Source organism: Ruegeria sp. CF1 (genome assembly GCF_056537445.1).
Genome location: NZ_JBQFRN010000001.1, coordinates 333,145 through 351,885 on the forward strand (window position 1 = coordinate 333,145; position 18,741 = coordinate 351,885).

General features: G+C 58.3%; 18 protein-coding genes. 8 read left to right on the forward strand and 10 right to left on the reverse strand.

The annotated features are described in order from the left end of the window. The first annotated feature begins 82 nt into the window (after positions 1 to 82). Complete coding sequence (locus ACRZ96_RS01700; RefSeq protein ID WP_170470693.1) at positions 83 to 511, forward strand: thioesterase family protein; 429 nt, start codon at positions 83 to 85, stop codon at positions 509 to 511. Here the strand turns inward: ACRZ96_RS01700 and ACRZ96_RS01705 are convergent. The 9 genes from ACRZ96_RS01705 to ACRZ96_RS01745 form a co-directional block, all read right to left on the reverse strand. Beyond that, positions 508 to 1,254 carry an ABC transporter ATP-binding protein gene (locus tag ACRZ96_RS01705; RefSeq protein ID WP_480590171.1) on the reverse strand — a complete coding sequence of 249 codons (747 nt, stop codon included), beginning with the start codon at positions 1,252 to 1,254 and terminating at the stop codon, positions 508 to 510. The genes ACRZ96_RS01700 and ACRZ96_RS01705 overlap by 4 nt on opposite strands. Continuing rightward, positions 1,251 to 2,033, reverse strand: coding sequence for an MlaE family ABC transporter permease (locus ACRZ96_RS01710; protein WP_480613397.1), 783 nt, complete (start codon positions 2,031 to 2,033; stop codon positions 1,251 to 1,253). The genes ACRZ96_RS01705 and ACRZ96_RS01710 overlap by 4 nt, the downstream gene beginning before the upstream one ends. After that, positions 2,030 to 3,064 (reverse strand): alanine racemase, encoded by a 1,035-nt coding sequence (gene alr, locus ACRZ96_RS01715; protein WP_480771481.1) that lies wholly within the window; start codon positions 3,062 to 3,064, stop codon positions 2,030 to 2,032. Before alr ends, ACRZ96_RS01710 begins: the two co-directional genes overlap by 4 nt. Positions 3,065 to 3,111: 47 nt before the next feature. Next, positions 3,112 to 4,050, reverse strand: coding sequence for an isopenicillin N synthase family dioxygenase (locus tag ACRZ96_RS01720; protein ID WP_480704974.1), 939 nt, complete (start codon positions 4,048 to 4,050; stop codon positions 3,112 to 3,114). Between the two features lie 173 nt (positions 4,051 to 4,223). Continuing rightward, the gene (locus ACRZ96_RS01725) at positions 4,224 to 5,714 is read right to left on the reverse strand and encodes a replicative DNA helicase (protein ID WP_170421945.1); all 1,491 of its coding nucleotides are present in this window, start codon (positions 5,712 to 5,714) and stop codon (positions 4,224 to 4,226) included. A 201-nt stretch (positions 5,715 to 5,915) separates the two neighbouring features. Then, positions 5,916 to 6,593: an orotate phosphoribosyltransferase gene (locus tag ACRZ96_RS01730; RefSeq protein ID WP_170406124.1), complete on the reverse strand. Its 678-nt coding sequence runs from the start codon at positions 6,591 to 6,593 to the stop codon at positions 5,916 to 5,918. Positions 6,594 to 6,923: 330 nt separating this feature from the next. Beyond that, complete coding sequence (locus tag ACRZ96_RS01735) at positions 6,924 to 7,406, reverse strand: CinA family protein (RefSeq protein ID WP_170662710.1); 483 nt, start codon at positions 7,404 to 7,406, stop codon at positions 6,924 to 6,926. After that, on the reverse strand, positions 7,403 to 7,900 hold the full coding sequence (locus ACRZ96_RS01740; protein WP_170406118.1) for a phosphatidylglycerophosphatase A family protein: 498 nt from the start codon (positions 7,898 to 7,900) through the stop codon (positions 7,403 to 7,405). Before ACRZ96_RS01740 ends, ACRZ96_RS01735 begins: the two co-directional genes overlap by 4 nt. Next, positions 7,897 to 9,027, reverse strand: a complete 1,131-nt coding sequence (locus ACRZ96_RS01745; RefSeq protein WP_170662706.1) for a bifunctional 2-C-methyl-D-erythritol 4-phosphate cytidylyltransferase/2-C-methyl-D-erythritol 2,4-cyclodiphosphate synthase — start codon at positions 9,025 to 9,027, stop codon at positions 7,897 to 7,899. Before ACRZ96_RS01745 ends, ACRZ96_RS01740 begins: the two co-directional genes overlap by 4 nt. A gap of 179 nt (positions 9,028 to 9,206) precedes the next feature. On the opposite strand from ACRZ96_RS01745, the gene dusB reads away from it, so the two are divergent. From dusB to ACRZ96_RS01780, 7 genes are all read left to right on the forward strand, one after another. Next, positions 9,207 to 10,190, forward strand: a complete 984-nt coding sequence (gene dusB, locus ACRZ96_RS01750) for a tRNA dihydrouridine synthase DusB (protein WP_480704971.1) — start codon at positions 9,207 to 9,209, stop codon at positions 10,188 to 10,190. Further along, positions 10,187 to 11,266 (forward strand): two-component system sensor histidine kinase NtrB, encoded by a 1,080-nt coding sequence (locus tag ACRZ96_RS01755; protein WP_480704969.1) that lies wholly within the window; start codon positions 10,187 to 10,189, stop codon positions 11,264 to 11,266. The genes dusB and ACRZ96_RS01755 overlap by 4 nt, the downstream gene beginning before the upstream one ends. Next, positions 11,266 to 12,633 carry a sigma-54-dependent transcriptional regulator gene (locus tag ACRZ96_RS01760; RefSeq protein WP_170396851.1) on the forward strand — a complete coding sequence of 456 codons (1,368 nt, stop codon included), beginning with the start codon at positions 11,266 to 11,268 and terminating at the stop codon, positions 12,631 to 12,633. The genes ACRZ96_RS01755 and ACRZ96_RS01760 overlap by 1 nt, the downstream gene beginning before the upstream one ends. 162 nt (positions 12,634 to 12,795) lie before the next feature. Further along, positions 12,796 to 15,021 carry a sensor histidine kinase NtrY-like gene (locus tag ACRZ96_RS01765; RefSeq protein WP_480453723.1) on the forward strand — a complete coding sequence of 742 codons (2,226 nt, stop codon included), beginning with the start codon at positions 12,796 to 12,798 and terminating at the stop codon, positions 15,019 to 15,021. Then, positions 15,018 to 16,427 carry a nitrogen assimilation response regulator NtrX gene (gene ntrX, locus ACRZ96_RS01770; protein ID WP_170396856.1) on the forward strand — a complete coding sequence of 470 codons (1,410 nt, stop codon included), beginning with the start codon at positions 15,018 to 15,020 and terminating at the stop codon, positions 16,425 to 16,427. The genes ACRZ96_RS01765 and ntrX overlap by 4 nt, the downstream gene beginning before the upstream one ends. Continuing rightward, positions 16,424 to 17,014, forward strand: a complete 591-nt coding sequence (locus tag ACRZ96_RS01775; protein ID WP_480814176.1) for a helix-turn-helix transcriptional regulator — start codon at positions 16,424 to 16,426, stop codon at positions 17,012 to 17,014. Before ntrX ends, ACRZ96_RS01775 begins: the two co-directional genes overlap by 4 nt. 43 nt (positions 17,015 to 17,057) lie before the next feature. Continuing rightward, positions 17,058 to 18,251, forward strand: a complete 1,194-nt coding sequence (locus tag ACRZ96_RS01780; protein ID WP_480814177.1) for an MFS transporter — start codon at positions 17,058 to 17,060, stop codon at positions 18,249 to 18,251. Here the strand turns inward: ACRZ96_RS01780 and ACRZ96_RS01785 are convergent. Continuing rightward, positions 18,216 to 18,695 (reverse strand): hypothetical protein, encoded by a 480-nt coding sequence (locus tag ACRZ96_RS01785; RefSeq protein ID WP_170396863.1) that lies wholly within the window; start codon positions 18,693 to 18,695, stop codon positions 18,216 to 18,218. The genes ACRZ96_RS01780 and ACRZ96_RS01785 overlap by 36 nt on opposite strands. Positions 18,696 to 18,741 lie beyond the last annotated feature (46 nt).

The window sequence follows — 18,741 nt, forward strand, 5'->3', positions numbered from 1 at the left end:
CCGCCTATCGGGCGACGCGTTTCAGTTATGTGTTAGCTTAATTCAAGAATTCAAACTCGTTTTTGTCATTGGGAGACGTCAGATGCCAGCTTTTGTGGCTTTCAAGTCAATTGTTGATCCTTCGGATTGCGATTTTCTGGGGCATATGAATGTCTCGCGGTACTTTGCGGCTTGCTCAGATTCGGTGTTTGCTATCCAATCGGAGATGGGATTGAACGCAGACGATATGCGTTCGGGACGGAAGCTATCGTTTGCGGTGGTACATGCGGAGAGTAGTTTCCTCGCCGAACTTCGAGCGGGGGAGGCTATTCAGATGGAGAGTGAGGTACTCGAGATAGGCGGGAAGTCGGTCACCTTCCGACACAGATTGCTGCGCTCTGCTGACAGAAAAACTGTATTCTCAACAGTGTTCAAATGCGTCTTGTTGAATCTCGAATCTCGAAAAGCCGAATTGCTTCCAGATGAGGTTGTCGCAAGCGCGAAAAACTGGCTAGTGAGTGAGAAAGATTAGCGCACTGCCTCAATCGGCCCCTCTGCACTCCCGCTGATGAACTGCTCCACATAGGGATCGCCCGAGGCGTCCATCTGGCTGACCGGGCCGGTCCACTGGATCACGCCTCCGTGCAGCATGGCCACGTTGTCGGCAATGGCGCGGACCGAGCTCATGTCGTGGGTGATGGTCATCGCGGTGGCGCCCATCTCGGTCACGATTTCGCGGATCAGGTCGTTGATGACGCCGGACATGATCGGGTCAAGGCCGGTGGTGGGTTCATCGAAAAAGATGATCTCGGGCTCGGCGGCGATGGCGCGGGCGAGGCCGACGCGTTTTTGCATTCCGCCCGACAGCTCGGCCGGGAACCTATCGGCGACGTTGGATTTCAGGCCCACACGGCGCAGTTTCTCGATGGCGATCTCGCGCGCCTCATCCGCCGGGCGCTTCAGTGAACCGCGCAGCAGGCGGAAGGCGACGTTTTGCCAGACGGGCAGGGAGTCAAACAGCGCGGCGCCCTGAAACAACATGCCGAAACGCGCCAGAAACGCATCCCGGTCACCTTTCTGGGCGTCCTTGCCGTCGACATAGATCATGCCGCTGTCAGGCTTGATCAGGCCGAGTATGCATTTCAACGCCACGGATTTACCCGTGCCAGAACCGCCGATGATGACCATCGAGGTGCCCTGGGGAATATCAAGGTTCATGCCTTGCAGGACGTGGTTGTCGTCAAAGGCCTTATGTACGTTCTCCATCCGGATCATAGCGAGAAGAACACCCCTGTAAGAACGAAATTGGCGGCGAGGATCAGCACGGCTGCAGCCTCGACCGAGCCTTTGGTGGCCCGGCCCACACCCTGCGCACCGCGGCCTGAGGACATGCCGTAGTAGCAGCCCATGATGGCGGCGATAACGCCGAAGGCGGCGCCTTTCACCAGTGACGAGACGATGTCGCGGGTTTCAAGGAAATCGACGGTGTTTTTCAGATAGGCTGCCGGGTTGAAGCCCAGATTTTGCGTCGCGACGGTGTAACCGCCTGCGATGCCGATGATATCTCCGACCCCGACCAGCGCTGGAACCGTGATCAGGGCGGCCAGCACGCGTGGGGCGGTGAGGTATTTCATCGGATGGGTGGACAATGTGACCAGAGCGTCGATCTGCTCGGTCACTTTCATCGTCGCAATCTCGGCGGCGATCGAAGACGTCACGCGGGCGGCGATCATCAGGCCGACCAGCACCGGGCCAAGCTCTCGCACCATGCCTATGGCGACGATCTGGGGCACCACGGCCTCGGCGTTGAAACGCGCGCCGCCTGCGTAGATCTGCAGCGCCAACGCGCCGCCGGTGAAGATGGCGGTCAGGCCGACCACGGGCAGGGACAACCAGCCGATATTCAGCAGGGCGATTCCGAACTCGCGCGGATAAAACGGTGGTCGAAAAATGTGCGAAACCGCGTCGAGCGCGAACAGCGCGACGCGGCCAAACGCGGCGAGCATGGTCAGGATAGAACGCCCCAGCTCACCCAGCAATGAAACGGGATTCATTCCACGTAGCCCCGCGAAAAGCGACTGCCGAGCGAGGTCAGAATTTCATAGCCGATGGTGCCAGCGGCTTCGGCTAGATCATCGACGGTTTGGTGCCCGTTCAGGATACGCAGGCGATCAGGTTTGTACGGCAAGTCAGTCACATCCACGGTGATCAGGTCCATCGAGATACGTCCTACCACCGGGCAGGGCTGATCACCAGCGAATGTATCGATGCCGCCCCCAATGGCGCGATGCAGCCCATCGGCATAACCGGCCGCAACGGTCGCAATCTTCGACGGGCGGCGCGCGCTCCAGCTGTTGCCGTAGCCGACGGTCTCGCCCACGGCGACGTCGCGCACTTGAATCACCGGCATATCGACGGTGACGACCGGCTTGGCCCCGGCAAAGGGCATCCCGCCGTACAGGCCAATCCCTGGGCGGCAAAAGTCAAAGTGGAATTCCGGCCCCATCAGAGTACCACCCGTCGCCGCAAGCGAGCGCGGCGCGTCGACGCCATCGGTCATCTGTTTGAACGTGTTCAACTGTTGGCGGTTCATAGGGTGTTCAGGCTCATCCCCGCAGGCCAAATGCGACATCACGACCAGCGGGTCCAGGGCAAGAGCTTCGTGCCGCAGTTCGGCCCAGTCCGCAGGCTCAAGCCCAAGGCGATTCATACCGCTGTCGAGCTGGATACCAAAGCCATGATTGGGCAGGGCCTGACGATGACGCTTGAATTGTTCGGGCGAGTTGATCAACGGCGTCAGATCATGCTGGCGCAGCAGATCCGTGTCGCCCTCCATATGTCCGGAAAACACCGCAACCAGCGGGCCGGGGCCCACAGCCTCACGCACGGCCACGCCTTCCTCGGCAACGGCGACGAAGAATTTTGCAACGCCTTCCTCAGCCAGCGCAGAGGCGACCGGACCGGCACCTAACCCGTAGGCGTCAGCTTTGACCACTGCGCCGGTTTCAACCTGGGTCTTTGCGTCAAGCGCCTGCCAGTTCTGGGCGAGCGCGTGCAGATTTATCGTCAGATGTGCGGTACTCATAAACGCCGTTCATCACATAGGATTGGCCCAGGTCAAGGGGGAGCACCTTAATTCTTGGCGGGTTTATGCGCCTCATAGGCCGCTTCCAGCTCGGAACGCAGGAAATCCGCAAATAATAAGGGGCTAAACTGAGGTTGGCCGGTCCCGGGTAGAGGTTCGATGATTGTGCTGACATGAGGATCAAAGAAGAACGGAACGCTATATCGTTCACGGCCAGAATGGTTGATGACCCGATGCGGCGTCGAAAGCAGGCGGCCGTTCGACATCCGGTGCAGCATATCCCCGACATTGACGACAAAGGCGTCGGGACGGGACGGAACGTCAACCCAATGCCCTGACGATGTTTTGACCTGCAAGCCGCCCACCTGATCTTGAGCAAGCAGCGTTAGGCATCCGAAATCAGTGTGCGGGGCCGAGCCGAACAGATCATCGGGGCTGGTCTTTGCTTGCGGAGGATAGTGAAGCAAACGCAGCCAGAATGTAGGCTCGTCAAACGCGGAAAGGACCGAGAAATCCTGCGCCTCGCAAGCGATCAGAGCGATATGCATCAATCTACGTCCAAGGGCCGACATAGCCTTAACGTAGGTTTCCAGGGTGTCGCGAAAATCCGGTAGATCAGGCCATCGGTTTGGACCCGAGAGGTAGATATCGGGATCAACGCCAGCATCCTCGCGCATCATCATGAAGCTGGCGGATTGGTTGGGTTTTTTTACATCGGCCAGTGTTGAGTTCACATCTGTCGATGTGTTGATGGCGATGTATCCGCGATGCGTGTGGTCGACTGCGATTGCCAGCTTTTGATCCAGCGGCAGCGCGTGAAACTGTTTTGAGGCTTCGAACACATCGCGCATCAGCTGCGGGTCTATTCCGTGATCTTCGATATAGCCGAAACCAGTCGTGCCGTAGGCCGAACGAAACTCGGCCGCGATTTCCTCATCAGGGCGTGCACCCAGACGAATAACGGGGATCTCTGTGAATTCAGTCATGTCTCTCTCGCTTATATTGGGAAGATTGCAGGGGCAAAAATGCCCCCGGTCTATCCCGCAAAGCGTTTGCGGCGATGCCCGAAATGACGCGCCAGAATCACGCGCCGGGGTAGGGGATTGAGACAAGCTTGCATAGCCCGATCCGTACACATCGGACCGGGCTGGTCAAGGGATCAATAGCCCTCGATCTGGCTGTCCTGTTGCCAAGGTTTGACCAGATTGCCAAATCGGGTGAACTGAGCTTCGAACGACAGCTCGACCGTGCCGATGGGGCCGTGGCGCTGCTTGCCGACGATGACCTCGGCCTTGCCATGCAGGCGCTCCATGGCCTGTTTCCACTCTTCCATCTTTTCCAACTCGTGATCGCCGGGTTTTTCGCGTTCCTTATAGTATTCCTCGCGGAACACGAACATCACAACGTCGGCATCCTGTTCGATCGAGCCCGATTCCCGCAGGTCAGACAGCTGCGGGCGTTTGTCGTCACGGCTTTCTACCTGTCGGCTGAGCTGTGACAGTGCGATGACCGGGATGTTGAGTTCCTTGGCGATGGCTTTCATGCCCATCGAAATCTCGGCGATTTCGTTGACGCGGTTGTCGGCCATTCCGCGGCAGAGCTGAAGGTAGTCGATCACCAGCAAATCCAGCCCGTGCGTCCGCTTCAGCCGCCGTGCACGGGCAGCGAGTTGCGAGATCGGCAGGGCGGGGGTGTCATCGATGAATAGCGGGCAGGCTTCCAGTTCTTTCGCGGCGTCAACGAAGCGGCGGAACTCGGACTCGGTCATGTCGCCCTGGCGGATTTTGTGACTAGAGATCTCGGAAGCCTCGGCCAGAACCCGGCCCGCAAGCTGTTCGGCGCTCATTTCGAGTGAAAAGAACCCAACCACACCGCCGTCGATCGCACCTTCAGAGCCGTCCGGCTTGGTGCCGCGCTTGTAGGCCTTGGCCACGTTAAATGCGACGTTTGTTGCCAGCGATGTCTTACCCATCGACGGACGCCCGGCCAAAATGATCAGGTCGGACGGGTGCAGGCCACCCAATTGCTTGTCGAGATCGGCCAGACCGGTGGAAATCCCCGCCATGCCGCCACCGCGTTGGTACGCCTCGTTGGTGACGTTGACGGCTTCTGTGACCGCCTTGAGGAAGGATTGAAAACCCTGTTCGGTCTGGCCCTGCTCGGATAACTGATAAAGCTGTTGCTCGGCCTCGACGATTTGTTCTTTGGGCTCGCTGCTGACATCGACCCTCGCAGCCTTGTCTGAAATGTCCCGGCCCAGCCGGATCAGCTCGCGCCGAATGGCGAGGTCATAGATCATTTGGGCGTAGTCATGCACCGCAAAGGCACTGATCGATGCACCGGCAAGCTTGACCAGATAGGCCGGACCACCCAGTTCCTTCAGGCCCTCATCCTCGGCCATGAAAGACTTCAGCGTGACGGGTGAAGCCAGCGCATTTTTAGCGATACGGGTCGACGCGACTTCGTAGATGCGCGCATGAACCGGATCATAGAAATGCTCGGCCCCAATAATCGATGCGACCCGATCATACAGATCGTTATTCGTCAGAATAGCACCCAGAAGCTGCTGCTCGGCCTCGATGGAGTGCGGCATTGTTTCTGGGTTCTGAATCTGTGCGGCGGCCTGCTCGATACTGCTGATCTCGTTCATTGCTGTTCTCTTTGTCCCCTGGACAGAGGCCATAGCGCGGCCCTGTGAGTCGGCGCAAATTGTATGTTTTCTGGGGATATGCTGTGCATATCTCTCTGCCCCATCATATTGAAGGATGAGGCAGGGTTGCGTCAACATCTTGTGGATGAAGCGATCGACGCAGCGGTCAGTGTTTCCATTCTGAAAACAGTTTGCGCAACGTCAGCTTTTATGTGCGTCCTGCCAACCGCGCGGGTCGTTCAGGAAGGCCTCGACGCCATCAAGCGTCTCTTCGTCAAAGGCCTTTTGCGCTTTGGCTTCCGCCAAAACATCCCACCAAGTACAAAGCGAGTGCAATTTTACGCCGTGATCGCCCAGCGTTTTCTCGGTTTCGGGGAAAATACCATAATAGAAGATCACAGCCGTATGCCCACAGGTCGCACCGGTTTCGCGGATCGCGTCGACAAAGGACAGTTTTGAGCCTCCATCGGTGGTCAGGTCTTCAACCAGCAGTACCCGCTCACCCTCGCTCATCGCGCCTTCGATGCGGGCGTTCCGGCCGTAGCCTTTGGGTTTCTTCCGCACATAGGTCATTGGCAGTGCCATGCGCTCGGCGACCATTGCAGCGAAGGGAATACCCGCTGTTTCGCCACCGGCGATATTGTCAAACGCTTCGAACCCCGCGTCGCGCATCACGGTAACCGTCAGGAAGTCCATCAGAGTTGAGCGGATGCGCGGGTACGAGATCAGCTTGCGGCAATCGATATAGGTCGGGCTTGGTAGACCGCTGGCCAGCGTGAAAGGTTCGCGGGAATTAAAGTGTACGGCTTTGATCTCCAGCAGCATCCGCGCGGTCAGGCGGGCGATTTCGGTGCTGTCGGGGAAGGAACTGGGGATCATGGCGCAAACCTCTGGGCTGAAAGGGTGTCGCAGGCTGATAGCCTGACCCCCGGCCCAGAGTCGAGAGGGCACGCCAAAAGAAAAGCGGACCCCCAAGAGGTCCGCTTGATGCCCTTGCGGGCAGAGCAGCCAAGGTGGGCTTGACTGCTCATTTCTCGGGCTCGCTTTCCGCAATCGGCAAGACCGTGCCTTCAATCTCGGTTTCGACGTGTATGCGAGGCGAGGTAAGAAGCGCAACCACCATTGCCGTCACAAATGTGTAGGCTGCCGCGCAGTAACTGTATTCAGCGCCCAGTATTCGAATTGATGCGCTGTAGGTTGCACGTATTCTTAGGTCTGAGCCAGATCAGCAAGAGCGTCGCTCAAAAGGGTCAAAGCGTGGTCCCGTGCAGCGCGACGTACGTTATCCCGTCCCTGGGCTCCGAATTCCACGGTCTCGGTTCGGGTCGGTTGACCCTGTGCAGCGAGGCCAAAGCAAACGCGGCCTTCGGGTTTGTGTTCGGACCCGCCGGGGCCCGCGATGCCGGTGATCGAGACCGCCAGCTGCGCCCGCGAATTCAGCAGGGCGCCATTGGCCATTTCTTGGGCGACTTCTTCTGAAACTGCGCCATACGTCTCAAGCGTATCGGCGCGCACGCCCAGCATCTCTTGCTTTGCGGTGTTGGTGTAGGTGACAAAGCCGCGCTCAACCACGGCAGAGCTGCCGGGGATGTCAGTCAGTGCAGCGGCGACCATACCACCGGTACAGCTTTCAGCAGTGGCGATCATCATGCCCTGCGCCTTGGCGCGATCCAGCAGGTCGACAACGATCATTGACCCATGACTCCATGTGAGATACCGGCGAGGACGACCACACCGATGGCCGCAAAGACGCCAGCGATCACATCATCCAGCATGACACCCATCGGATCTCCACGCCGGTCGGCCCAGCCAATGGGACCGGGTTTGGTAATGTCGAAGAGGCGGAACAAGAGAAAACCCGCGATCCAGCCGGGCCAGAGCGCTGTGATGTCGATCCCATGCGCCCAAGACGGGTAGGAAATCGCCCATATCGCGATGAATTGGCCCGCGACTTCATCAATGACAATTTCGGACGGGTCGTGGTCATCTTGTCCAGCTGTCATCACTTGCGTAGCCCACAGGCCCCCGAAGAAAACCGCGAGTGTTGAGATGACCAGCAAGGGGAAGCCACCCAGCGTATGCAGAACCCACGCCAGCGGCAAAGCAGCCAGCGATCCCCAGGTGCCGGGGGCAGGGCGGAGGTAACCGACGCCGCAGACGGTTCCGATTAGACGAGCCGCTGTCATGACTTCACCAGACAGGCAGTTGCGAGCGAGGCAATGCCTTCGCTGCGACCGGTAAAGCCCAGCCGTTCGGATGTGGTGGCCTTGACCGAGACCTGATCGGTGCGCAAGCCCATGATCCGTGCCATTTCGGCACGCATGGTATCGGCATGAGGGCCGATCTTGGGAAATTCGCAGACCAGTGTGCAGTCGACATTCGAGATCTCATAGCCCAACTGCCCAGCCAATTCGACTGCGTGGCGCAGGAAAATTTCACTTGCTGCACCTTTCCACTGCGGATCGGAGGGCGGAAAATGCTGTCCGATATCACCCCGCGCCAGGGCGCCATAGATCGCGTCGGTGACCGCGTGCATCCCCACATCTGCATCGGAGTGACCTTGGAGCCCACGATTGTGCGGCACCTTCACACCGCAGAGGATCACGTGATCTCCGTCACCAAAGCGGTGCACGTCGTAGCCGTTGCCCAGCCTTACATCCATATTCATACCCATTGTACGTTCGGCCCGTGCGAAATCCTCGGGCCGTGTGATTTTCAGGTTATCCGCATCGCCCGGAATAATCGCGACTTCGATTCCCGCAGCGCGCGCGACTTCTACATCATCCGCTGCACCTCCGGGATGGGCTGAATGGGCGGCGGTGATTGTGCCATAATGAAATCCCTGCGGTGTCTGCGCAGCGTAAAGGCCGGATCGATCCTGCGTTCCTGTGACCACTGAACCGTCGCCTGTCCAGAGCGCATCCGTGACGGCCAAGCCCGGAGCAGCTGCCGCATGCGTGTCGAGTGCTTTCAGAACATCGCCGATTATCCGAGCGCTGACGCAGGGTCGGGCGACATCATGTATCAAAACCTTTTCAACGCTGTACGCTTCCAAAGCCTGCAACCCGTTGCGCACTGATCTGGCGCGGTCTGCACCGCCGGGTGCAAGGATCAGGTTTGTCGCGCTGAATTCTTCCCAAACGGCTGTGTCCTCTTCGGCCAGCACCAAAACGACGTGATCAACCAACCCTTCGAAGCGGTCAATCGCCCAATCGGCCACGCGCCGCCCAGCCAAGGCACGCCACTGTTTGGGCACTCCGCCTCCGGCGCGCTGGCCGCGCCCGGCGGCGACGATGATGGCGGCTGTGGTCATCTGAAAGGTCTCCTGATTGGGGCATTGTTTAGGGGGCGGTGAATGCAGAGGCAATCACCCGCGTCAATTTGCTTAAAAAATAAGCATATGATGATTTTGCGGGCTTGAACGCTCCCGTTTTATTGTTCATATGCCGCAATTTCGATATCAAATGCGCAACTGCTCAAGGATTAAGCACATTGGCCCTGCGTCTTGCTGAAAAGGATCTGACCCCTCCGGTGCTGTTGGCGCCAATGGCCGGAATCACCGACCGGCCTTTTAGGGACCTTGTGATGCGCTTCGGCGCGGGGATGGTTGTCAGCGAAATGGTCGCCAGCCAAGAGATGGTACAGGCCAAACCAGGCGTACGTGAACGGGCCGAGCTGTCGGCGGATGTGGAAAACACCGCTGTGCAACTGGCCGGACGCGAGGCGCATTGGATGGCCGAGGCCGCCCGGCAAGTCGCTGACCGGGGCGCGCGCGTGATCGATATCAATATGGGTTGCCCAGCAAAGAAGGTAACCAATGGCTATTCCGGTTCGGCTTTGTTGAAAACTCCGGACCATGCACTGACGCTGATCGAGGCCGTTGTGGGTGCAGTTGATGTGCCTGTTACGCTGAAAACGCGGCTAGGCTGGGATGACAATCTGTTGAACGCACCGGATGTGGCGCGGCGGGCGCAGGACGCAGGCATCCGGATGGTGACCATCCATGGGCGTACGCGCTGTCAATTCTATAAAGGCCGGGCAGATTGGCGGGCGATCCGGGCGGTGAAAGAAGCCGTCTCGATCCCTGTCATCGCAAACGGTGACATCGTCGATACCGAGGCCGCGCAAATCGCGCTGAATCAGTCCGGGGCCGATGGCGTCATGATAGGTCGTGGGGCGCAGGGCAAGCCCTGGCTGCTGGCGCAGATTTGCCATGATCTCTATGGCGCTGCTTCGCCAACCATTCCCACGGGCACTGAACTGATCGAGATGGTGCGTGGCCACTATCTGGCGATGCTGGAGTTCTACGGTACCGATCTGGGCCTGCGCGTCGCACGCAAACATCTCGGTTGGTACATGGATGAGGCCGGAACACCCGCCACCTTGCGGCGGGCTGTCCTGACATCCCGCGACACCAATGAGGTGTTACGGCTTTTGGCAGATGCGCTTAGTGGCACGGCGGAGGCAGCAGCATGACCTCTGACCAGAGCATCTGGACCTCGCTTCCGGTTCCGGCGTTCATTATCGATGCCGAAGATCGGATATCGGACGTCAACTCCTCGGGTGAGGGGTTTCTGAACGCCTCCCGCAAGGCAGTGATTGGACTCCCGGTCTGGGATCAACTCGCGGTTGACGCGCCGTTGGAAGAGGCGTTTCTGCGCGCGCGTCAACAAGGTACACCGCTGTTCGTGAACGATGTGGACGTTGGGTCGGGAAATCGCGCGCCGCTACAATGTGCGCTGCAAATCGCACCGCTGATGGGGCATCCCGGTTCAATGATCATGATCATCTCGCCGCGCGAACTGGCCGGTCGGATGACCCGTGGCAACACTGTGAAATCGGCAGCGCAGTCTGCGATTGGTATGGCCGAGATGCTGGCGCATGAGATCAAGAACCCTTTGGCAGGGATCACCGGTGCGGCGCAATTGCTCAGCATGAATATTTCGCAGCAAGATCTTGAGCTCACTGACCTTATCGTTGAGGAAAGCCGCCGCATCGTGAAGTTGTTGGAGCAGGTAGAACAGTTCGGCAACCTTTCTCAACCCGATTTCAAACCGGTCAATATCCACGATGTACTGGATCGCGCGCGCAGGTCAGCGCTGTTGGGTTTTGGCGCGCATATGACGATTATCGAGGATTACGACCCCTCGCTGCCCTTGGCCTACGGGGACCCGGATCAGTTCCTGCAGGTGGTTCTGAACTTGCTCAAAAACGCTTCGGAAGCTGCTGATGGCAACGGTACAATCCGGCTGCGTACCTATTTTGAGCATTCATTCCGACTGCGGCGCAGCGACGGTTCGGGTCATTCGCTGCCTCTGCAGATCGAGATTATTGATGATGGGCCGGGCCTGCCGGAAAATATTCGCAGTGATATTTTCGACCCCTTCGTGTCGGGCAAGGAGAACGGCACCGGGCTTGGGCTGGCGCTGGTCAGCAAGATCGTTTCCGACCACGACGGCTGGATTTCGGCTGAATCTGTGCCCGGTCGCACTAGTTTTCGACTGTCCCTGCGGCGTGCACCGAACGACGCGTATGAAAAGGAGAGCATCTGATGGATGGCACAGTTCTGGTTGCCGATGACGACCGCACGATCCGCACGGTTCTGACACAGGCCCTGACGCGGGCGGGGTGCAAGGTTCACGCGACATCTTCGCTGACCACGCTGATGCGCTGGGTAGCCGAAGGCAAGGGCGACGTTGTGATCTCGGATGTGGTAATGCCGGATGGAAACGGGTTGGAGATGCTGCCAAAGATCGCGCAGGACCGTCCCGGTTTGCCGGTCATCGTGATCTCGGCCCAGAACACCATCATGACAGCCATTCAGGCGGCTGAGGCGGAAGCTTACGATTATCTGCCAAAGCCTTTCGATTTGCCCGATCTGATGAAGCGCACCGCGAGGGCGCTGGATCAAAAGCAGCGGGTACAGGCTGAGCCGGTGATGGCCAGCGAAGACCGACCTGATGAACTGCCGCTTGTCGGGCGCACCCCGGTGATGCAGGCGCTTTATCGTCTGGTCGCTCGGGTGATGAACACGGATCTGTCTGTAATGATTTCTGGTGAAAGTGGGACGGGTAAATCTCTGATAGCACGCGCTATTCACGATTTCTCTGACCGAAGGACACTGCCCTTTGTCACCGTGACTGCTGCCGATCTGAGCGATTTGGAAGGCCCGGCACGGGTTATGGCGCGCGTACGTGGTGGTACGCTGCTGATCGATGAAATTGCCGATATTGATGATGAGATTCAGGCCCGTATCGTGCGCATGATGGACACGCCGGGCGATCACGTGCCGCGTTTCATGGCCACAAGTCAATCAGATCTGACCGACGCGATGGAAAGCGGTCGCGTGCGGCAAGATCTCTATTACCGTCTCTGCGGTGCGACGATCCACGTGCCTGCGTTGCGCGAACGGGTTGATGATATTACCTTGCTGACCGATCACTTTCTGGCGCGGGAGGAGCGGGAAAGCGGCGCGCAGCGTCGCCTCAGCCCCGAAGCGGTCGAGTTGGTGCGCCGGTATTCCTGGCCCGGCAATGTCCGACAGCTTGAAAATGCGATCCGGCGTCTTGGTCTAACCAGCCGATCTGATGAAATCTCGCGCACCGAAGTTGAGATGGTGCTGGGTAGCCAGCCCGAGGCCGAACCAGTTCTGGGTGATGGCGAGCGTGAGAAGCTGTCATCTTCTGTTGGTCGTCACCTGCGCCGGTATTTTGATCTGCACGGAAACATCCTGCCGCCTCCCGGCCTCTATCAACGTATTCTACGCGAAGTCGAGGCACCGTTGATCGAAATCGCGCTGGATGCGACTGGTGGAAATCAGGCAAAATGTGCTGATCTCCTGGGGATTAACCGGAATACGCTGCGGAAAAAGATTACTGACCTCGATATTCAGGTGACACGCCGTCGCAAACTGATGTAATATCGCCACACAAACAGTGGCATTCGGGTTCGACCCCGGGAACGACCACGATATATGGCGGTAAGCCGCGCAAGCGGCACATCAGAATGAGGGCAGACGGTGGCAACCCGGGCACAGAACGGGCCGATCCTATCGATCAACCGGTGGCGCAAGTCCCGGAGGATGCGCAATTTCAGTACATTGGGATTGGTTATGCTGGGCCCGGTTCTGGCGCTTGCAACCTATCTCGTCATTGGCCCTTTTGATCTTGGCGCGGCGGCACCGACACTGCGGCTGATTTTGTTGGCTGATCTGGTCTACGTGCTGGTCGTAGCTGCGCTGGTGTTGGGCCAATTGTTCAGTCTGATCGCCGCGCGTCGCGCAAAATCTGCGGGCTCCCGTCTTCACCTGCGCCTGATCGGCGCTTTCACGCTGTTGGCTCTGGTACCGACGGTCACCGTGGCGATTTTCGCCGGGCTGACGGTGAATATCGGCCTTGAAGGTTGGTTCTCGGACCGTGTGCGGCAGGTGGTTGGGTCGTCACTGACTGCGGCCGAAGCTTACGAACAGGAACACCGCGAGGGCCTGACGCAGGATGCGGTTGTTCTGGCGCGTTTCCTCGATAACGCGCGATCGTTGGATTATTTTGTCTCAGACGCCGAATTGCGAGAGGTTCTGGCCCAGGGGCAGGCCCAGATACAACGCGGTTTGCGCGAGGCCTATGTGATCGATGGCAGCGCCGAAATCCGATCGCGCGGTGATCGGTCCTACCTGTTCGACTACGAGGCACCAACCCCCGAAGAGATGATCGAGGCCAATGATCAGGGCGTGGCCATCATTGCCGATTGGGAGAACAGCGAATTCCGCGCGCTTGTTCCTTTGCACGCCTATCTTGACCGGTATCTCTATGTCAGTCGCGAGGTTGATGGGCAGCTTCTGACCCTGCTTGATGAAACCAAAGAGACAGCACAGTTCTACAGCCAATTGGAAAGTGAGCGGGGCAGGGTCCTGTTCGAATTCGGCCTTCTTTATCTCGGCTTTGCTGTGATCCTGATTCTGGCCGCGATGTCGCTGGGCATGTGGTTCGCCGAACGTCTTTCTCGCCCTGTTGGACGGCTGACAACGGCGGCGCAGCGCGTTGGTGCTGGTGATCTGAGTGTTCAGGTCATCGAAGAGGCCAGCGATGACGAAATCGCGATGCTGGGCCGCTACTTCAACCAGATGACTCGTCAGTTGAAGGGGCAGCGCGACACGCTGTTGGAAAACACCCGCCATATCGAGCGTCGAAGGCGGCTATTTGATTCAGTGCTAAGCTCGGTGACATCCGGTGTCGTTGGCGTTGATTCAGAGGGCTGTGTGACCTTCGTGAACCGATCCGCCGAACGTCTTCTGGGCTGGTCTGGTGGAGAACAGAACCTGGCAATCGGCATCGCTGTTCCCGAATTTTTGCCTTTGTTCGAAGCCCTTAAGGACAGCGGGCAAGAGGCGGTCCAGGGGGAGATCAAGGTAACCCGCAAAGGCCGGTTGGAGAACTTACTGGTACGCATGGCGACACGGCGTGGCGAGGATGGAAGGCTGGAAGGCTACGTTGTAGCCTTTGATGACGTGACCGATCTGGTAAGCGCGCAGCGCATGGCGGCGTGGGGTGATGTGGCCCGTCGCATTGCGCATGAGATCAAGAATCCGCTGACACCGATCCAACTGAGCGCCGAGCGGATCAAACGCAAATTCTCGCGCAAGCTGGATGAGGACGATTGCGATAGCCTGGAATCGATGACCGACGTGATCGTGCGGCAGACCAATGATCTGCGGCGGATTGTTGACGAGTTCTCGAAATTCGCACGCATGCCCGAACCGGAACGGCGCGAAGAGAATATCGTGACGCTAGTGCGTGAGGCGGTTCTGTTGCAGCAGGCGGGTCAGCCTGATGTTCAGATCGATGCGGACTTACCTGAACAGCCCATTTTGGCGGATGTGGATTCGACCATGTTGAGCCAAGCGTTGACGAACCTGATCAAGAACGCGGGCGAGGCTATTGAAACGCTGAAAGAAAAAGGCGCACCGGACAATCTGAAACCTCAGATCAAAGTCGTAGTCTCCACTGACGATGCAGGAACGCAGATCACCATTGCGGACAATGGCATCGGTCTGCCCGAGGACAGGGCACGGCTGTTCGAACCTTATGTGACCACGCGTGACGAAGGCACCGGCCTTGGCCTGCCCATCGTAAAGAAGATCATCGAAGAACATGGCGGAGCGCTGACATTGGAAGACGCGCCCACATTCGACGGACAGGACCATTTCGGCGCAATGGCTGTCATTCGTCTACCCGGGGCCTCAGGCGGCCCGACAAATGCGCCGGAAAAACAGGCGATTAAAACAAACAAACTGAAAGCAGGCCAAAGATGAGCGACATTCTGATCGTAGATGACGAACGCGATATTCGCGAATTGGTGTCCGACATTCTGGAGGACGAAGGCTATTCCACCCGGCTGGCTGCAAACTCGGATGAGTGCATGTCGTCGATCAATGCCGAACCTCCGGGGCTGTTGATCTTGGATATCTGGCTGAAAGATAGCCGGATGGACGGGATCGACATCCTGAAAGCTGTAAAACGGGACAACCCGGATGTTCCGGTGGTGATCATTTCCGGACATGGCAATATCGAGATTGCGGTGGCGGCTATCAAGCAGGGGGCTTACGACTTTATCGAAAAGCCCTTTAACATTGACCAGTTGATGGTGGTGATCCGCCGTGCGATGGAAACCTCGCGCCTGCGTCGCGAGAATGCCTCGCTGAAGCGGCAGGAAGTCAGCTGTTCAGACATGATTGGCAATTCTGCGTCGTTCCGAGCGATGCAGGGGCAGTTGGACAAGGTAACAAAGTCGAATGGCCGGGTTATGCTCAGCGGGCCGGCTGGGTCGGGCAAGGAAATTGCCGCGCGCTATATCCATGCCCATTCCAACCGGGCGAATGCCCCATTTGTGACGGTCAATTGTGCGGGGATTGAACCTGAGAGGGTTGAAGAGGTTCTGTTCGGACGAGAATCGTCTGAGCGCGGAATCGAGTCAGGCCTGTTGGAAGAGGCGCATGGCGGCGTTGTCTACTTCGACGAAGTCGCTGACATGCCGCTGGGGACGCAGTCCAAGATTCTTCGCGTGTTGGTTGATCAGCAATTCCAGCGTGTTGGTGGCTCTGACAAGGTGCGGGTTGATCTGCGGGTCATCTCCTCGACCAACCGCGATCTGGAAGAAGAGATCGCCGCCGAACGGTTCCGCGAAGAACTGTATCACCGGCTGAATGTGGTGCCGATTGCGGTTCCCTCGCTGGAGGAACGGCGAGAGGACATCCCGGTTCTGGCGCAACATTTCATCGAGATGTGCAACGATACACAGGGTCTGCCGATGCGCGAGCTGTCGGATGAGGCTATTGCTTTGCTACAAACGATGACATGGCCGGGCAATGTGCGTCAGCTGAAGAACCTGATTGAGCGGGTGCTGATCCTAGGCGATAGCACTGGCCCGATCGAGGCCCGCGAGTTGCCCAACGAAGAAGAGAAATCCGACGAGTCCGGGCGCGTGGTACTGTCTGGCGCACTGGCGACGCTGCCGCTGCGTGAGGCGCGCGAAGCGTTCGAGCGTGAATATTTGCTCACCCAGATCAATCGGTTTGGTGGCAACATAAGCCGCACGGCCAGTTTTGTCGGCATGGAACGCAGCGCCTTGCATCGCAAGCTCAAGTCGCTGGGCGTCGTGACCTCGAACAAATCCGGTGCGCGGGTGGCTCAGATTGACGAGCCCGAACCAGCCGAGTGAGTGCCGCGCCGAATACAAAGACCGCAGCCGTTTCCATCGGTTTTCCCGCCTTTGGTAAACGGTTGAAGCGGTTGCGGCGGTCGGTTGGACTTAAGCAATCCGCCCTCGCAGATCTGATTGAAGTCGACCAAACCACGATTTCCCGGTGGGAAAACGGGGGTCAAACGCCATCGCCGCATATTCAACAGTCCGTTTTTGCAGCGTTGGGGCCGGTTCGGGTGCAGGATTCTGCGCTGAAACGTCTGGTCGTTCATTCGGCAGAGTGCTTGCACCTTGTCGAAGAGGCCAGCCATATCTGCCTTGCTTATTCGGGCAGCCGGGCGCGGGATTGGAAGACCTCACAGCGCGCCTTGCTGGGCGTGTCGCTTTGGCAATTTGCAACGGATGAGATCCGACAAGCCGAAGCAGAACTGCAGAAAGATGGCTGGTGGGATTTGCATTCGCCTTCACCCAAAGCGTTTCTGACTTCCGAGGCTGTGCATGATCAAATCAGGATCAGCGCCGGGCAAATCGTGTGGGAGCGGTTGTATCTGGGTGATGGCACTCCGGTCCGTCTGGTCAGCGGGCGGCGCGAAGTCACCGCATAATTTATGCGTTCCGCTGTCAGGTTAGGCGCGATAGACCGGCTGCATGAGTGACTCTTTTCGCACATTCTTGCAGGTCATGCTGATCTGGTTTGCTGGCCTCGGTGCGGCAACCCAATTTGCAAAGATTGCCGTACCATTTTCTGATGTGGGGCTGTTGTACCCGGACAATGCTGCCGTGATCGGCTGGTTGCTGTCCATTATCAGTCTAATGGGGGCTGCTTTGGGCGCGATATCCGGAGCGATCACAGCGCGTATTGGGCCAAATCGTCTATTGCTATCAGGGCTTGTGCTCGGCGGCGCGTTATCTTTGCTGCAAGCAAGCTTGCCGGTTTTTCAACTGATGCTGCTCAGCCGGGTGATCGAGGGGCTGTCCCATCTTGCGATTGTGGTGGCGGCACCGACGCTGATTGCTCAGATCACATCCGGTCGGGCGCGGTATAATTCCATGGTGCTGTGGAGTACATTCTTTGGCGTTGCATTCGCATTAAACGCTTGGGTTGGGCTGCCCATCGTCGATCGTTTCGGACTGCCCACATACTTTGCCATGCACGGGGGTCTGATGCTGCTGATCGCCGCGCTGATCGCGCTTAGCAATCTGAAAACCGACATGGGCCAGACGAAGGGTACCGGGTGGGGGCTCTCCGCCTTCCTTGATGTGCATATCAGGACCTACCGCTCACCCTTTATTTCGGCCCCGGCAATTGGCTGGTTCTTCTACACGCTGACATTTGTTTCTCTTTTAGCGATCCTGCCGGGGCGTTTACCCGAAGGGCAGGGCGCATCGATTGCGGCACTTATGCCCCTGGCAGGGATTGTACTGTCATGGCTGCTGGTGCCCTTGCTGTTGACCGTCCTGTCCTGCGTCAGCGTCGTCAATCTGGGCTTTATGCTGGGGATCGCGACGATCATCGCATTGTTTCTGGGGGCGCCCCTTACGTTCGGATGTATCGCCTTGTTTGCCGTGCTCGGGCTTGTACAGGGCGGCAGCTTCGCCGCTGTGCCAGAGTTAAACGATACCACCGAAGCCCAAGCTCTGAGTTATGGTGCGATGGCGCAGATGGGCAATGCCGGAAACCTGCTTGGAACCCCGGTATTGCTGGCGATATTGCTGGGCGTCGATGAGGCTGGCATGTTTGTAGCCGTCGCCGCGTTCTATAGCATCGCGATCATAGCGCATCTGCTGCTGGCGCGGCGTCGCAAATCAGCTGGCTTGTCCCGGAGTGATGATCTGAAATGACCCGTCGTCAAATTTCACGAAACAGGACGCGCTGTTCAGCGGCGGGAGCGTCGTGGTGCGCGTGGGCGTGACCCGCGATTTGACACCCTGTTTGCAAGGCGGAAGGCTGACCGGGCGATAGCCCTTTTGGGCCATGCACTGCGCCTCGACCTTGTTTCTCAGCCCCTGGTTCACGTCGACGGTATAGACCCGCCCGGGCTCCCACCATCCGGGGTTGCGATAGCAGCGTCCTCGGCCATCGCAATAGGTGCGCCCGGGCCAATAGACTGGCGGGCTCTGCCGGACCTGATTGGCGACAGGGGCGTCCTTGAGGGCCTGCACCTGGCAGTTCGTGGTCTCGGTCTGCATCCGCGAGACGCTCTCACCTTCGCGATAATACAAAGAAAGCGGACCACAGGCGGACAGCGTCAGTAGGCAAATCAGAGCAGGCAGAATGGTTTTCATATGCTTACTTTGGCGCAGCTTAGGAGGCATGACAATTCAATTGACC

What these genes read in the sequence shown, in the direction of transcription:
- ACRZ96_RS01700 (WP_170470693.1), top strand. Translation starts at nt 83, where the DNA reads ATGCCAGCTTTTGTGGCTTTCAAGTCAATTGTTGATCCTTCGGATTGC.
- ACRZ96_RS01705 (WP_480590171.1), bottom strand. Translation starts at nt 1,254, where the DNA reads ATGATCCGGATGGAGAACGTACATAAGGCCTTTGACGACAACCACGTC.
- ACRZ96_RS01710 (WP_480613397.1), bottom strand. Translation starts at nt 2,033, where the DNA reads ATGAATCCCGTTTCATTGCTGGGTGAGCTGGGGCGTTCTATCCTGACC.
- alr (WP_480771481.1), bottom strand. Translation starts at nt 3,064, where the DNA reads ATGAGTACCGCACATCTGACGATAAATCTGCACGCGCTCGCCCAGAAC.
- ACRZ96_RS01720 (WP_480704974.1), bottom strand. Translation starts at nt 4,050, where the DNA reads ATGACTGAATTCACAGAGATCCCCGTTATTCGTCTGGGTGCACGCCCT.
- ACRZ96_RS01725 (WP_170421945.1), bottom strand. Translation starts at nt 5,714, where the DNA reads ATGAACGAGATCAGCAGTATCGAGCAGGCCGCCGCACAGATTCAGAAC.
- ACRZ96_RS01730 (WP_170406124.1), bottom strand. Translation starts at nt 6,593, where the DNA reads ATGATCCCCAGTTCCTTCCCCGACAGCACCGAAATCGCCCGCCTGACC.
- ACRZ96_RS01735 (WP_170662710.1), bottom strand. Translation starts at nt 7,406, where the DNA reads ATGATCGTTGTCGACCTGCTGGATCGCGCCAAGGCGCAGGGCATGATG.
- ACRZ96_RS01740 (WP_170406118.1), bottom strand. Translation starts at nt 7,900, where the DNA reads ATGACAGCGGCTCGTCTAATCGGAACCGTCTGCGGCGTCGGTTACCTC.
- ACRZ96_RS01745 (WP_170662706.1), bottom strand. Translation starts at nt 9,027, where the DNA reads ATGACCACAGCCGCCATCATCGTCGCCGCCGGGCGCGGCCAGCGCGCC.
- ACRZ96_RS01755 (WP_480704969.1), top strand. Translation starts at nt 10,187, where the DNA reads ATGACCTCTGACCAGAGCATCTGGACCTCGCTTCCGGTTCCGGCGTTC.
- ACRZ96_RS01760 (WP_170396851.1), top strand. Translation starts at nt 11,266, where the DNA reads ATGGATGGCACAGTTCTGGTTGCCGATGACGACCGCACGATCCGCACG.
- ACRZ96_RS01765 (WP_480453723.1), top strand. Translation starts at nt 12,796, where the DNA reads ATGCGCAATTTCAGTACATTGGGATTGGTTATGCTGGGCCCGGTTCTG.
- ntrX (WP_170396856.1), top strand. Translation starts at nt 15,018, where the DNA reads ATGAGCGACATTCTGATCGTAGATGACGAACGCGATATTCGCGAATTG.
- ACRZ96_RS01780 (WP_480814177.1), top strand. Translation starts at nt 17,058, where the DNA reads ATGAGTGACTCTTTTCGCACATTCTTGCAGGTCATGCTGATCTGGTTT.
- ACRZ96_RS01785 (WP_170396863.1), bottom strand. Translation starts at nt 18,695, where the DNA reads ATGAAAACCATTCTGCCTGCTCTGATTTGCCTACTGACGCTGTCCGCC.